The following is a 15,018-nucleotide window of genomic DNA, read 5'->3' on the forward strand; positions in this document are numbered from 1 at the left end:
ATTCAGGAGGCTTTAAATAACAGTCAGATAACACGCCATCCTTCTTCTAACTAACTGTAATTCAACGATGTTTATCTTTTTCTGACACCCTGTTGTCATGTTTATATGTTAAGCGAAAAAGGTCAAAATATCATTTGTCTGATGTTTGTTTTTATATCACTTTATCTTTAGGACTTATCTCGTACAAATCAGTAATCTTGTTGGCAGTTGGTCGGGTCAATTAATGGTTCTGTATCATGATCTGTACCTCCCAAATAAACTTAGGAGAAAAACAACCATGAGTTCTGCCAAGAAGATCGGGCTATTTGCCTGTACCGGTGTCGTCGCCGGTAATATGATGGGGAGCGGGATTGCATTATTACCTGCGAACCTGGCCAGCATCGGTGGTATTGCCATTTGGGGCTGGGTAATTTCAATTATTGGTGCGATGTCTCTGGCTTATGTTTATGCCCGACTGGCCACTAAAAACCCGCAGCAGGGCGGTCCTATTGCCTACGCTGGCGAAATATCTCCGGCATTCGGTTTCCAGACCGGTGTCCTTTATTATCATGCAAACTGGATTGGTAACCTGGCCATCGGGATTACCGCAGTTTCTTATCTCTCTACGTTCTTCCCAATTTTAAATAACCCGGTGCCAGCAGGTATTGCCTGTATTGCCATCGTGTGGATCTTTACTTTCGTTAATATGCTCGGCGGGACCTGGGTCAGCCGTCTGACCACCATTGGTCTGGTACTGGTGCTTATTCCGGTAGTCATGACCGCGGTCGTCGGCTGGCACTGGTTTGATGTCGCTACCTATCAGGCGAACTGGAATACCTCCAGCACCACCGATAGCCACGCGGTTATTAAAAGTATCCTGCTCTGCCTGTGGGCCTTCGTTGGCGTAGAATCCGCCGCCGTGAGTACCGGGATGGTGAAAAACCCGAAACGTACCGTGCCGCTGGCTACCATGCTGGGCACCGCGATGGCCGGTATCGTCTATATCGCCGCGACTCAGGTTATCGCCGGTATGTATCCTGCTTCTCAGATGGCCGCGTCCGGTGCGCCGTTCGCAATTAGCGCCTCTACCATCCTCGGCGGCTGGGCTGCACCGATGGTATCCGCTTTCACCGCCTTTGCCTGCCTGACTTCTCTGGGCTCGTGGATGATGCTGGTTGGCCAGGCCGGTGTACGTGCCGCCAACGACGGTAACTTCCCGAAAGTGTATGGCGAAGTTGATAACAACGGTATTCCGAAAAAAGGCCTGCTGCTGGCCGCAGTGAAAATGACCGCGCTGATGGTGCTGATTACCCTGATGAACTCCGCCGGTGGTAAAGCCTCTGACCTGTTCGGCGAACTGACCGGTATCGCGGTACTGCTGACCATGCTGCCTTACTTCTACTCCTGTGTTGACCTGATTCGTTTCGAAGGCATCAACATCCGTAACTTCGTTAGCCTGATTTGTTCGGTACTGGGTTGCGTGTTCTGCTTCATCGCGCTGATGGGCGCAAGCTCCTTCGAACTGGCCGGCACCTTCATCGTTAGCCTGATTATCCTGATGTTCTACGGTCGCAAAATGCACCAGCGCCAGAACAACGCATCGGATAACAACACCACCGCTAACGCGCACTAATCAGTAACCCGTTTTCCTGAGGCTCCTTCCATCACCTGTCATCACGCGACGGGAGGGGCTTTCTACATCTGGAGATTTGACTATGAACGTTATTGCAATCATGAATCACATGGGGGTTTACTTCAAAGAAGAACCCATCCGTGAACTGCATCGTGCTCTCGAACGCCTGGACTTCCGTATTGTCTACCCGAACGACCGTGACGACTTATTAAAACTTATTGAAAACAACTCTCGTCTGTGCGGCGTGATCTTCGACTGGGATAAATACAATCTCGAACTGTGCGAAGAAATCAGCAAAATGAACGAGTACATGCCGCTGTATGCGTTCGCTAACACCTACTCCACTCTGGACGTTAGCCTGAACGATCTGCGCATGCAGGTTCGCTTCTTCGAATATGCGCTGGGCGCTGCGGAAGATATCGCGAACAAAATCAAACAGAACACTGACGAATACATCGACACCATTCTGCCGCCGCTGACCAAAGCGCTGTTCAAATATGTCCGTGAAGGTAAATATACCTTCTGTACCCCAGGCCACATGGGCGGTACCGCGTTCCAGAAAAGCCCGGTAGGCAGCATCTTCTACGATTTCTTTGGCTCCAACACCATGAAATCCGATATCTCCATTTCGGTTTCTGAACTGGGTTCCCTGCTGGACCACAGCGGCCCGCACAAAGAAGCGGAAGAGTATATCGCTCGCGTGTTTAACGCAGAACGCAGCTACATGGTGACCAACGGTACTTCTACCGCTAACAAAATCGTCGGCATGTACTCCGCGCCGGCCGGCAGCACCGTGCTGATTGACCGTAACTGCCACAAATCGCTGACTCACCTGATGATGATGAGCGACATTACGCCGATCTACTTCCGTCCGACCCGTAACGCCTACGGTATCCTCGGCGGTATTCCGCAGAGCGAATTCCAGCACGCGACTATCGCCAAGCGTGTGAAAGAGACGCCGAATGCGACCTGGCCGGTACACGCGGTTATCACCAACTCAACCTATGATGGTCTGCTGTACAACACCGACTTCATCAAGAAAACCCTGGATGTGAAATCCATCCACTTTGACTCCGCGTGGGTGCCTTACACCAACTTCTCGCCGATCTATGAAGGCAAATGCGGGATGAGCGGCGGCCGCGTCGAAGGGAAAGTGATTTATGAAACCCAGTCCACGCACAAACTGCTGGCGGCGTTCTCCCAGGCGTCGATGATCCACGTGAAAGGCGACGTTAACGAAGAGACCTTCAACGAAGCCTACATGATGCACACCACCACCTCTCCACACTACGGGATCGTGGCCTCCACCGAAACCGCGGCGGCGATGATGAAGGGGAACGCTGGTAAGCGTCTGATCGACGGCTCTATTGAACGTTCCATCAAGTTCCGTAAAGAGATCAAACGTCTGAAAGGCGAGTCTGACGGCTGGTTCTTCGACGTCTGGCAGCCGGAGCATATCGATGGTCCTGAATGCTGGCCGCTGCGTTCCGACAGCGCATGGCACGGTTTCAAAAACATCGATAACGAACACATGTACCTCGACCCGATCAAAGTCACGCTGCTGACTCCGGGGATGAAGAAAGACGGCACCATGGATGACTTCGGTATTCCGGCAAGCATCGTGGCGAAATATCTCGATGAACACGGCATCGTGGTAGAGAAAACCGGTCCGTACAACCTGCTGTTCCTGTTCAGTATCGGTATCGATAAGACTAAAGCGCTGAGTCTGCTGCGTGCGCTGACCGACTTCAAACGCGCGTTCGACCTGAACCTGCGGGTGAAAAACATGCTGCCGTCGCTGTACCGTGAAGATCCTGAATTCTATGAAAACATGCGTATTCAGGACCTCGCGCAGAACATTCACAAACTGATTGAGCATCACAACCTGCCGGATCTGATGTTCCGCGCGTTTGAAGTGCTGCCATCGATGGTGATGACCCCGTATGCCGCGTTCCAGAAAGAGCTGCACGGTCAGACGGAAGAAGTGTATCTCGAAGAGATGGTCGGCCGCGTCAACGCCAACATGATCCTGCCGTATCCTCCGGGAGTGCCGCTGGTGATGCCGGGTGAGATGATCACCGAAGAGAGCCGTCCGGTGCTGGAGTTCCTGCAGATGCTGTGCGAAATCGGCGCCCACTATCCAGGCTTCGAAACCGATATCCACGGCGCCTATCGTCAGGCGGATGGTCGTTACACCGTTAAAGTGCTGAAAGAAGAGAATAACAAGTAATAGACGCACACCAGGGAAGTGGCTTGCCACTTCCCTTTTTCACGCTGCAAGGAGAACACATGAAAACACCCTCACAGCCGCGCGCGATTTACTACATCGTTGCGATCCAGATCTGGGAGTACTTCAGCTTTTACGGCATGCGCGCCTTACTCATCCTTTACCTTACCCACCAGCTTGGCTTCGACGACAGCCACGCCATCAGCCTGTTCAGCGCTTACGCATCTCTGGTTTACGTTACCCCTATTCTCGGCGGCTGGCTTGCCGACCGCCTGCTCGGCAACCGCACGGCGGTAATTGCCGGGGCGCTGTTGATGACCCTCGGCCATGTGGTGCTGGGCGTTGAGTCGACCTCCGCATGGAGTTTGTACGTCGCGCTGGCGATCATCATCTGCGGCTACGGCCTGTTTAAATCCAATATCAGCTGCCTGCTCGGCGAACTGTACGCTCAGGACGACCCGCGTCGCGACGGCGGTTTCTCGCTGCTGTACGCCGCCGGCAACGTCGGCTCGATTGCCGCGCCCATCGCCTGCGGACTGGCGGCGCAGTGGTACGGCTGGCATATCGGCTTCGCCCTTGCGGGGATCGGTATGTTTATCGGCCTGATGATTTTCTTAAGCGGCAGCCGCCACTTCCGGCATACCCGCGGCGTCGATAAACCGGCGCTGCGGGCGGTGAAGTTCGTGCTGCCGACCTGGGGCTGGCTGCTGGTGATGCTCTGCCTGGCGCCGGTATTTTTCACTCTGCTGCTGCAAAACAACTGGTCCGGCTATCTGCTGGCAATCGTCTGCCTGTTCGCCGCCCAGATGGTGGCGCGGATCATGATCAAAGCCCCAGAGCATCGTCGCGCGCTGTGGCAGATCGTCCTGCTGATGCTCGCCGGAACGTTGTTCTGGGTGCTGGCGCAGCAGGGCGGGAGCTCGATTAGCCTGTTTATCGACCACTTCGTCAATCGTCGTCTGCTGAACTGGGACGTGCCGACCGCGCTGTTCCAGTCAGTTAACGCGATAGCGGTGATGGCGGCCGGCGTGGTGCTGGCGTGGCTGATGCGCCCGGAAGGCAGCGTGCGTTCTGTGCTGCGCGTCTGGCTGAAATTTTCTTTCGGCCTGTTGCTGATGGGCGGCGGCTTTATGCTGCTGGCGCTCAATGCCCGCCATGGCGCGGCTGACGGTCAGGCCTCAATGGGCATGATGGTCGCCGGGCTGGCGATGATGGGCTTTGCCGAACTGTTTATCGACCCGGTGGCGATGGCGCAAATCACCCGTCTGAACATGCCCGGCGTCACCGGCGTATTGACCGGCATTTATATGCTGGCCACCGGCGCGGTGGCCAACTGGCTGGCGGGCGTGGTCGCCCAGCAAACCACCGAATCGCAAATCAGCGATACGGCGATTGCCGCCTATCAGCATTTCTTCGCGCAGATGGGCGAATGGACCCTCGGCTGCGTGGCGGTGATGGTCATTATCGCCTTTGCCGCGGCCTGTAGCGTCGGCAAACGTCGTGCGGCTGCCGGTGAAATTACCGGCGGCGGCGCCTGACGCTCGTCCCGGCTCGTGGCGTAAACACTTTGTCCGGGCCGCGATTCGTAGCCCCGGTAAGCGCAGCGCGACCGGGGGCATTACCTCAACAGCGGAGCGCGAAGTCGCTCCTTGCACAGCTTAGTGAACAGGAGGAGGATATTCTGGCATGCGCGGAGGCCAACGATAAAAAATACCGTTACTGAAGCCATAGCTGAGTGAGATCAGCTTGGAGTGAATCCAGGATCGTTAAGATTGTGCTCTGGTGTCTTCCCAGAGACAGGCCGCGCGGAAGGGTGACCTGGTTCAATTTATCGAAGCTAGTTTGAAAGCAAGGTTATGAGGAATCCATATGTCTGAACAACAAGCACAAGGTGCCGATGAGGCCATTGACCTTAATAATGAACTGAAAGCTCGTCGCGAAAAACTGGCTGCGCTGCGTGAGCAGGGCGTAGCTTTCCCCAACGATTTCCGTCGCGATCATACCTCTGACCAATTGCATGCTGAATTCGATGCGAAGGACAACGATGAACTCGCTTCCCTGAACGTTGAAGTTGCGGTGGCTGGTCGGATGATGACCCGTCGCGTGATGGGCAAAGCCTCCTTCGTCACCCTCCAGGACGTCGGCGGCCGCATTCAGCTGTACGTGGCGCGCGATGACCTGCCGGAAGGCGTCTACAACGAACAGTTTAAGAAATGGGACCTCGGCGATATCATCGCCGCCCGCGGCAAGCTGTTCAAAACGCAAACCGGCGAACTCTCGATCCACTGCACCGAGCTGCGCCTGCTGACCAAAGCCCTGCGCCCGCTGCCGGATAAATTTCACGGCCTGCAGGATCAGGAAGTTCGCTATCGCCAGCGCTATCTGGATCTGATCGCCAACGAAGAGTCGCGTCATACGTTCCGTATCCGTTCGCAGATCCTCGCCACCATGCGCCAGTTCATGGTGGCCCGCGGCTTTATGGAAGTCGAAACGCCGATGATGCAGGTGATCCCTGGCGGTGCGTCAGCCCGTCCGTTCATTACCCATCACAACGCCCTGGATCTCGATATGTACCTGCGCATCGCGCCGGAACTGTATCTGAAACGTCTGGTGGTTGGCGGTTTTGAACGCGTGTTTGAAATCAACCGTAACTTCCGCAACGAAGGGATCTCGGTACGCCATAACCCAGAGTTCACCATGATGGAACTGTATATGGCGTATGCGGACTACAAAGACCTGATCGAACTGACCGAGTCGCTGTTCCGCACCCTGGCGCAGACGGTGCTGGGCAAAACCGAAGTGCCGTATGGCGACCAGGTGTTTGATTTCGGCAAGCCGTTTGAAAAACTGACCATGCGGGAAGCGATCAAGAAACACCGTCCGGAAACCAACATGGCGGATCTGGATAACTTCGACGCGGCGAAAGCGCTGGCGGAATCTATCGGTATTCAGGTAGAGAAAAGCTGGGGGCTGGGACGCATAGTTACCGAAATCTTTGACGAAGTGGCGGAAGCGCATCTGATTCAGCCGACCTTCATCACCGAATACCCGGCGGAAGTTTCTCCGCTGGCGCGCCGTAACGACGTCAACCCGGAAATCACTGACCGCTTTGAATTCTTCATCGGCGGCCGCGAAATCGGTAACGGTTTCAGCGAGCTGAACGATGCCGAAGACCAGGCGCAGCGCTTCCAGGATCAGGTGAACGCCAAAGCGGCGGGCGATGACGAAGCGATGTTCTACGACGAAGACTACGTGACCGCCCTCGAGTACGGCCTGCCGCCGACCGCGGGTCTGGGTATTGGTATCGACCGCATGGTGATGCTGTTTACCAACAGCCATACCATCCGCGACGTGATCCTCTTCCCGGCCATGCGTCCGCAGAAGTAATCCGTTGCACTCCCTCCCGGCCTGCGCCGGGAGGTTCTGTCTGCATTATCCCCGGCCTGTCGGCAGAGCGATGTTATTACAGGACTTTTTGCAACGTGCCGCGCTGGCTGCCGTTTGCCCATACGCCGTTAAAGGCGTCGTTCAGCGTAAAGGCTGAGCTTTTCACCCGGAAGGTCAGTTTACCCTGGCTGGCTTTCGCCGCCTCAACCAGATGGCCGCGGGTTTTCACCGTTTTAGCGGTGACGGTAATCTCATCAATTTTATCGCCATACTCCGTATAAACATACCAGGTGCCCACCCAGGGGCCGAAGCCGCTGTCGGCCTGCTGCGCGGCGGCGGCATTCTCGGCTTTGGTTTTATGAATATCGCAGGTGATCCCGTCGGTCATCTGCGTGCAGCCGGAACGTTCAAGCTGTTCCCGGTATTTCGCGCTAATGGCGTGGGCCGGCGCGGCGGCGACCAGCGCCAGGGTGAGGGTGGTGAAAAGCCAGGTCTTATTCATCTTATTGTTTCTCATCGCGATAGCGGCGTGCCGGGCCAGAGAGAGGGATACACGTTGGTGTATTCTCCCGTTGGCGTCAGAATAAAATAACCCAACCAGTCCTGATAAGTAATTAGCAAGACGCTCTGGGGTTATTTATTAGTAAAACATCAAAGTTTCATGCTTATTTCGCAAGCCAACCTTCCCACTGCTTGTCATATTATTGCAGAGAGAATGTTAATTATTTGATGTTTTAAAAGCGGCTATGTGTCATTCAGGCAAATAACAGCAGGCCTGTCTTTGGCGCACGGCAAAAGCCCGCGCTGGTGCGGTGTTGAGTTTTTTTCATATTGCTATCATCATATTTCGAATGAAAGGGATAACCTCTGAAGCGGGTTATTAAGCCAGTAATTTTTATCCGCAAAATAAGCCGGCGGCAAGCATTATTTCCATTTATTTTTCAGGGTTACCTGAAATAGCGAATATACCGCCAGCGCAATGATGGATTTCCATCATTTCTCCGTTTTCATCGTCGGTCGTCACCTGCTTATAGTGACGCCAGACAAGACCACAGGGTGGAAAGGAGAACAAGATGGCGACAGAGCAACTGCGGTGGGGCGTGAGCCCCCTGTGCTGGACCAACGATGTACTCGAGGATTTAGGCGGTGATATTCCCCTGGATACCTGCCTGCGCGAGGCGCGGGAGGCGGGCTATCAGGGCATTGAGTTAGGACGGAAATTTCCCCGCCAGGCAGCAACCCTGGGCCCGCTGCTGGCGGCGGCCGACCTGCACCTGGCGTCCGGCTGGTACAGCGGCATGCTGGCCGACCGCAGCGTGGAAGCGGAGCTGGAGGCGGTGCGGGAGCACGCCCAGCTCCTCCGGCAGCTCGGCGCGAAGGTGATGGTTTACGGCGAATGCGGGCAACTGCCAGGTGAAACCCCGCTTGATGAGCCTATTTCGCTCTCGCCGCCGTTAAGCCGCGTCAGCCTGGCGGCGTATTGCCACAAGCTGAATACCTTTGCCGACCTGCTGCTGCGCGACTATGACCTCCAGCTGGCCTATCACCATCATCTGATGATGCTGGTGGAGCACGATGACGAGCTGGAGCGGTTTCTGTCTCACACCCATGACAACGTCGGGCTGGCGTTTGATACCGGGCACGCCTTTGTCGCCGGGGTCGAGATCCCGCGCGTACTGCACAAATATGGCCACCGTATCCGCCATCTGCATCTGAAAGACGTGCGTCCCCAGGTGCTGGGGCGTCTGTATCGTGAAAACCTGAGCTTTAACGAGGCGGTGCGCGCCGGGCTGTTTACCATCCCAGGCGACGGCTGCATCGACTATGCGCCGATCCTCGACTTTGTCCGGGACAGCGACTACCGCGGCTGGCTGATTATCGAAGCCGAGCAGGACCCGGCGATGGCGCCGCCGCTGGCCACCGCCAGCCGCGCCTATGCCTGGCTGGCGCACCATTTACCTTCCCCTTCATCGTCAGAGGAGTACGCATCATGAGCGCGCGGTTAAATATCGGCCTTATCGGCTCAGGTTTTATGGGGCAGGCACACGCTGACGCTTACCGTCGCGCGGCGATGTTCTATCCCGATCTGCCCAAGCGCCCGCATCTCTACGCGCTGGCGGATCAGGATCAGGCGATGGCCGAACGCCACGCGGCGAAACTGGGGGCGGAAAAGGCCTACGGCGACTGGCGCGAGCTGGTAAACGATCCGCAGGTTGATGTGGTGGATATCACCTCGCCGAACCATCTGCACTACACAATGGCGATGGCGGCGATCGCGGCGGGTAAACATGTCTATTGCGAGAAGCCGCTGGCGGTCAATGAGCAGCAGGCGCAGGAGATGGCGCAGGCGGCACGGCGCGCGGGGGTGAAGACCATGGTGGCCTTTAACAACATCAAAACGCCGGCGGCGCTGCTGGCAAAGCAGATTATCGCCCGGGGCGATATTGGCGAACCGGTGCGCTTTCGCGGCACCTTTGATCAGGGGTTTTATAACGACCCGAACCTGCCCTGGTCCTGGCGCTGCTCGAAAACTCTCGGCGGCAGCGGGGCGCTTGGCGACCTCGGCGCCCATACCCTGTCCGTCGCCCAGTTTTTGCTGGGCGGGATCCGTGAAGTGACCGCCAGCGCGCAAACCTGCCTGCGCCAGCGTCCGGTGCCGCAGACCGATGTCGGGTATGCCAGCCAGGTCGCGGTCGATGCCGAGTGGCGGGAAGTGGAAAATGACGATCAGGTTCAGTGCCTGGTCAATTTCGACAGCGGCGCCGCGGGGGTGATTGAGGCCTCGCGCATCGCCGCCGGGCGGATCTTCGGCGTGTTCTGGGAGGTCTCCGGCACCGAAGGCACGCTGTATATGGACGGGGAGCGCTTTAACGAGCTGCAGGTCTATCGCTTCAACGATGATAAACATGACCGCGGCTTTAAGACGCTGTATGCCGGGAGCCAGATCCCGGCCTATGCCGGCTTCTTCGGCTTCGATTTTGGCGGCGGCGGGCTGGGCTATTTTGACGTCAAGGTGATCGAAGTGCATGACCTGGTGCAGGGGATTTGCGGGGAGGGCGACTGCTATCCCAACTTTGAATTTGGTTTGCAGAATCAGCGCGTGCTGTCGGCGATTGAAGCCTCGATGGCCAGCCGTCGCTGGGTGAACGTGGTTAAAGACTAAGGAGCCGCTATGTTTCCGTCACACTTACCAACCCCGCGCCGCCCGGCGGCGCAGAGCATTCCCATCCTGCGCTGGGGCATTATCGGTCCTGGCTGGATCGCCGAGCGCTTTGTGCACTCATTGAAAACCTACAGCCGGCAGCAGGTGGTGGCGGTGGTTTCCCGCAGCCAGGCGAAGGCCGACCGGGTGGCCGCGGAATGGGGGATCCCCCAGGCTTACGGCCAGGTGGAGGAGATGCTGGCGCGTCCGGATATTGATGCGGTGTATATTGCGACGCCGCACAACCATCACTTTCCCGACGGCATGCAGGCGCTGAAGGCGGGCAAACACGTGCTGATAGAGAAACCCTTCGCCCTCAACCTCGGCGAAGGGCGTGAGCTGCAGGCCGAAGCCGCCCGCCAGGAGAAGCTGGCGCTGGAGGCAATGTGGTGCGATTACGCGCCGAAATATGATGTGATCCGCCAGCTGCTGGAGGATGGGGCGCTCGGCGACCTGCATACCCTGCTGGCCGATCACGGCGAGTATTTCACCCGCGACCACCGCATCTTCAATGCCGATCTTGCCGGCGGGCCGATGATGGACCTCGGCAGCTATGTGACCTCGTTTGCGCTGATGGTGGGCGGCATGCCGCAGGAGATTGTCGCCCGCGGCAGCGCCACGGCGGAGGGGCTGAACGGTCAGACGTCGATGCTGTTTAGCTGGCAGAACGGGATGCAGGGGTTGTTAAACACCACTTTGTTCAGCAACACGCCGGGCGGGGCGGTGGTGGCCGGACGCCAGGCGACCCTGACGATCGACGGCCAGTTTTACGCCCCCGGCGGCTTCACGCTCGCCGCCAGCCAGGGCGGGCAGGTGCTGCGCTGGGAAGAGCCGCGCAATCGTTACGACCAGCTGTTCTGGCAGGCGGAGCATTTTGCCTGGTGCATCGGGCAGGGGTTGCAGGACTCGCCGCTGCGGCCGCTCAGTCGGGTGCTGCAGAATCTGCAGGTGATGGATGAGGTGCGGCGCCAGGTGGGCGCGGTGTTTAACGAAGAACGCTAAGGAGCCGGCCGGGCATTGGTTTGCAGATAGCGCGAGCGTATCTGCCATTGCCCGGCAAAAGGACGCGTACGATGCCTGATGTCTGTTGCCCGGCGGCGCTGCTGGACTGCACCCCAAAAGTTGGACACCCAACTGAGTAAGGTGCAATTTTATGGCTAAACCAAAGTATTCCCCTGAAACAAAACTGGCTGTGGTTAATCATTATTTGTCCGGTAAAGACGGAGAACAGAGTACAGCCGACCTTTTTGGTATTGAAAGAACATCTGTCCGTCGCTGGGTCAGGGCATGGCAGTTCCACGGTGCAGAAGGCCTGACTGCAAAAAATAATCATTATTCCGATGAATTTAAACTCGTGGTCGTCCGGGCGGTTATCAGTGACCGCCTGACGATGCGTGAAGCGGCTGCCCGGTTTAATCTCTCCGCAGAAATACTTGTCCGGCGCTGGCTCGACGTGTACAACGATGCCGGAGCGGAAGGTCTTTTAAACATGCAATGCGGACGGCCCGGACAAATGACAAAGCCAAAAAATATCCCACCACTGACAGATAAAGAGCTGGAAAAACTCTCCCCCGAAGAACTCAGGGCCGAACTGCGTTATCTGCGGGCAGAGAATGCCTATCTAAAAAGTTGAAAGCCTTGGTTCAGAGCGAAAAAAATGGCAAAAAGCCCTGATAATCAGTGAACTAAGGCATGAACACGCTCTGCGGGACCTTCTGCGGGCGGCCGGTATGTCCCGTAGCACGTGGTATTACAATATGAATGCACTGAAGCAAGGGGACAGATATGCGGGTCTTAAAGAGAACATCAGGAAGATATACCACTATCACAAAGGTCGTTATGGCTACCGCAGGATCACGCTCGCACTGAGAAAACAGGGGCTGCGGATAAACCATAAAACAGTGCAGCGGCTGATGGCAGAACTGTCACTCCGGTCTGTGATAAGGGCGAAAAAATATCGTGCCTGGAAAGGGAGAACGGGCGAGGCCGCGCCCAATATCCTGAGCCGGAACTTCGGTGCGTCAAAAGCCAACGAAAAATGGGTAACAGATGTGACAGAGTTCCCGGTACAGGGAAAAAAGCTTTACCTGTCGTCAGTTCTCGATCTGTTTAACCGGGAGGTTATCGCCTACAGCCTGTCGGAAAGGCCGGTGATGGAGATGGTGAATACGATGCTGGACGGTGCGTTCCCGAAGCTCAGACCGGGAGATGCTCCGCTGCTGCACTCGGATCAGGGCTGGCATTACAGGATGAGGAGCTATCAGGAACGTTTAAAGGCGCATGGGATGACGCAGAGTATGTCGCGTAAAGGAAACTGCCTGGATAATGCAGTGATGGAAAACTTCTTCGGGACCCTGAAATCGGAGTGTTTTTATCTGAGGGAGTTCAGGAGTGTCAGTGCGCTAAGAAAAGCCGTAGAGGACTATATCCATTACTACAACAACGAGCGGATAAGCCTGAAATTAAAAGGCCTGAGTCCGGTAGAGTACCGAACCCAGGCTCTGAGAGCCGCTTAATATGAACCATCCAACTTTATGGGGTCAGTCCAGCAGCGCCGCCGGGCAAGATATCAGGCACGGTATCCTTGTATCTAACAGTTTGTGGTGATTAGCTACCACCACTGAAGCAGAGTGAGCCGCCCCCTTCCCTTAAGGTCAGAAAAGTCGGCACCGCTGAACCTTGTTTAGCAGCACATGGCCCTCCGCTTCACCTTTCACGCCAGCACATCAGGTTGAACGGTTACCGGGAGCTCGACTCCGTATGTACAAGGCGAACAGGCGTGACGGTTTATGTGAGAGGAGTTTAACCATGTTTCCAGTCGGCATTGACGTAAGTAAAAACACTCTGGATCTTTGCATGCTTTATGACGGCATCAAAGGACGCATAAAAACCCGTAACATCCAAAATAACAGACATTCAGTTGAAAATATTCTTCGCTGGCTGAGGCTTCAGCACTGCGGCCCGGAAGATGTTCATGTTGTGATGGAAGCCACCGGTGTTTATCACGAACGGCTGGCCACTGAGTTACATGACGCCGGTTTCCGGGTTTCTCTGGCCAACCCTCACCGCAGTCGGGAGTTTGCACGTGGCATGGGAATAATGACAAAAACGGATAAGGTGGATGCTTATATGCTGGCCTGTTACGCATTCCTTAAGAAACCACACCGCTGGGAGCCGCCGGCACCCGAAATCAGATATCTCGGTGCACTCCTGCGACGACGGGATGTTTTGCTGGGCGATGCCCTGCGTGAGGAAAACTGGCTGGAAAAATACCTGTCGACAGACACACCTGCAGATATTATCAGTTCCTGCAGGCGTATGGCGCAGCTTCTACGCGAGGAGGTAAGTAATATCGAGCGGCAGATTAAAGCACATATCAAAGCCTGCCCTGCACTGAGGCGTGATTATACACTGCTGACCTCAATTAAATCGGTTGGTCCCCAGCTGGGGATGCATATGCTGGTCGTGCTTCGCAGCCATAACTTTGCATCAGCAGAGCAGGCTGCCGCCTTTCTGGGCGTGGTGCCGATCGAGAAACGCTCAGGCACATCGGTCCGGAGTCGACCCCGGATGTCGAAAATTGGCCCCCCTCAGTTGAGAGCGAAGCTTTACATGTCCGCCCTGTGCGGAAAAATCTACAATAAGCGAATGCGTAATATTTACGATGAGATGTGCCTGCGGGGTAAACCTAAAATGGTGGCCATTGGCGCGCTGATGCGGAAACTGGTGCACTGGTGTTATGGCGTCCTGAAGACCGGAACCGTTTTTAATGACGAAAGCCTGAAACAAGTACTGTCAACCTGACTGTACCAGGCTGGCATTAAACTCAAGGTAACGCCCACTGCAATAAGTGAGCGCAGTCCGCTATGAGCGAGGAGCTGACCTTTGGAATACGTGGATCTGTATATATTCAGATGCCAATTTTCCGCAAGCCGTCCTGCCGTGACACTAATCATAAGAGTTATTATTCCTGTCAACACCTGGCATTTGAGATGACAGATAATATTGTCTTTCCCGGCTCTCTAGAAAAGTCCGGAGCCAGCTGTGCCGCCAGTGTTGCAAGGGATGTTATTACAGCGCCAGCCTTTTCAGCCTGTTTAAGTACCACCGTTTCAGTTCTCAGTGACTGGCTACCAACACAATCAACCGGAATAAATACGTTATACCCCTGACGAAGGCCTCCAAGTGCAGTCAGCAACACTCCAACTTCTGCGCTATACCCGCATATAATCAATGTTTTACGCGCTAAATTATCCAGTGCGATGGTGATTGAATTGACCAGGAACGGATCGGCGATGACTCGATAAAAGGTATTACTGTCATTTGCATATCCCTGGAGTTTTGGCAGTGGCTCACCTTCCTTAGCCTCCTGAGGAACGGTAAAAAAAAGAGCGGGGGCACTGATTGCATGGGCAACCTGAGCCAAACCTGCCGTGTTTGAGGACAGTGCGTTAGGCTCCATTGTTTTACTCTTTCGTATCAGACCTTCCTGAAGGTCGACAAAAATAAACACAACATCATCCCTGTTTATGGCAAAAAGTTCTTTGTCTCTATTACTCATATGTCCCGCACTCGAAAGATGCTCAATGT

At 55.5% G+C, this 15,018-nt stretch carries 11 protein-coding genes; 9 read left to right on the forward strand and 2 right to left on the reverse strand.

The window, feature by feature from the left end; translation table 11 throughout:
* The first annotated feature begins 277 nt into the window (after positions 1-277).
* From cadB to lysS, 4 genes are all read left to right on the forward strand, one after another.
* Positions 278-1,612, forward strand: a complete 1,335-nt coding sequence (gene cadB / locus DR88_RS20020) for a cadaverine/lysine antiporter (protein ID WP_002892484.1) — start codon at positions 278-280, stop codon at positions 1,610-1,612.
* A gap of 82 nt (positions 1,613-1,694) precedes the next feature.
* Positions 1,695-3,842, forward strand: coding sequence for a lysine decarboxylase CadA (cadA, locus tag DR88_RS20015; protein ID WP_002892486.1), 2,148 nt, complete (start codon positions 1,695-1,697; stop codon positions 3,840-3,842).
* A gap of 59 nt (positions 3,843-3,901) precedes the next feature.
* A complete protein-coding gene (gene dtpD / locus DR88_RS20010) occupies positions 3,902-5,377 on the forward strand; it encodes a dipeptide permease DtpD (protein WP_004147424.1) in 1,476 nt (491 codons plus the stop codon).
* Positions 5,378-5,708: 331 nt separating this feature from the next.
* Complete coding sequence (gene lysS / locus DR88_RS20005) at positions 5,709-7,226, forward strand: lysine--tRNA ligase (RefSeq protein ID WP_002892491.1); 1,518 nt, start codon at positions 5,709-5,711, stop codon at positions 7,224-7,226.
* A 76-nt stretch (positions 7,227-7,302) separates the two neighbouring features.
* Here the strand turns inward: lysS and DR88_RS20000 are convergent, their stop codons facing one another.
* Positions 7,303-7,728 carry a hypothetical protein gene (locus DR88_RS20000; RefSeq protein WP_020802605.1) on the reverse strand — a complete coding sequence of 142 codons (426 nt, stop codon included), beginning with the start codon at positions 7,726-7,728 and terminating at the stop codon, positions 7,303-7,305.
* 571 nt (positions 7,729-8,299) lie between these two features.
* Between DR88_RS20000 and iolE the strand changes: the two genes are divergently transcribed.
* From iolE to DR88_RS19970, 5 genes are all read left to right on the forward strand, one after another.
* The gene (iolE, locus tag DR88_RS19995) at positions 8,300-9,220 is read left to right on the forward strand and encodes a myo-inosose-2 dehydratase (RefSeq protein ID WP_004147425.1); all 921 of its coding nucleotides are present in this window, start codon (positions 8,300-8,302) and stop codon (positions 9,218-9,220) included.
* A complete protein-coding gene (locus tag DR88_RS19990; RefSeq protein WP_004215102.1) occupies positions 9,217-10,389 on the forward strand; it encodes a Gfo/Idh/MocA family protein in 1,173 nt (390 codons plus the stop codon). Before iolE ends, DR88_RS19990 begins: the two co-directional genes overlap by 4 nt.
* Positions 10,390-10,398: 9 nt before the next feature.
* Entirely contained in the window at positions 10,399-11,430 is a 1,032-nt protein-coding gene (locus tag DR88_RS19985; protein WP_004147428.1) for a Gfo/Idh/MocA family protein, read from the forward strand.
* A gap of 151 nt (positions 11,431-11,581) precedes the next feature.
* Positions 11,582-12,944, forward strand: a protein-coding gene (locus DR88_RS29685; protein ID WP_076611151.1) for an IS3-like element ISKpn1 family transposase whose coding sequence is annotated in 2 segments (ribosomal slippage) — positions 11,582-12,054 and positions 12,053-12,944 — 1,365 coding nt in all. Because the reading frame shifts where the segments join, the coding sequence is not laid out codon by codon here.
* Between the two features lie 292 nt (positions 12,945-13,236).
* The gene (locus DR88_RS19970) at positions 13,237-14,232 is read left to right on the forward strand and encodes an IS110 family RNA-guided transposase (protein WP_022615459.1); all 996 of its coding nucleotides are present in this window, start codon (positions 13,237-13,239) and stop codon (positions 14,230-14,232) included.
* A 169-nt stretch (positions 14,233-14,401) separates the two neighbouring features.
* Here DR88_RS19970 and DR88_RS19965 read toward each other — a convergent pair whose 3' ends face one another.
* Complete coding sequence (locus DR88_RS19965; RefSeq protein ID WP_004214561.1) at positions 14,402-14,989, reverse strand: isochorismatase family protein; 588 nt, start codon at positions 14,987-14,989, stop codon at positions 14,402-14,404.
* Positions 14,990-15,018: the final 29 nt, after the last annotated feature.

It is taken from the genome of Klebsiella pneumoniae (genome assembly GCF_000742135.1).
Taxonomy (GTDB): domain Bacteria; phylum Pseudomonadota; class Gammaproteobacteria; order Enterobacterales; family Enterobacteriaceae; genus Klebsiella; species Klebsiella pneumoniae.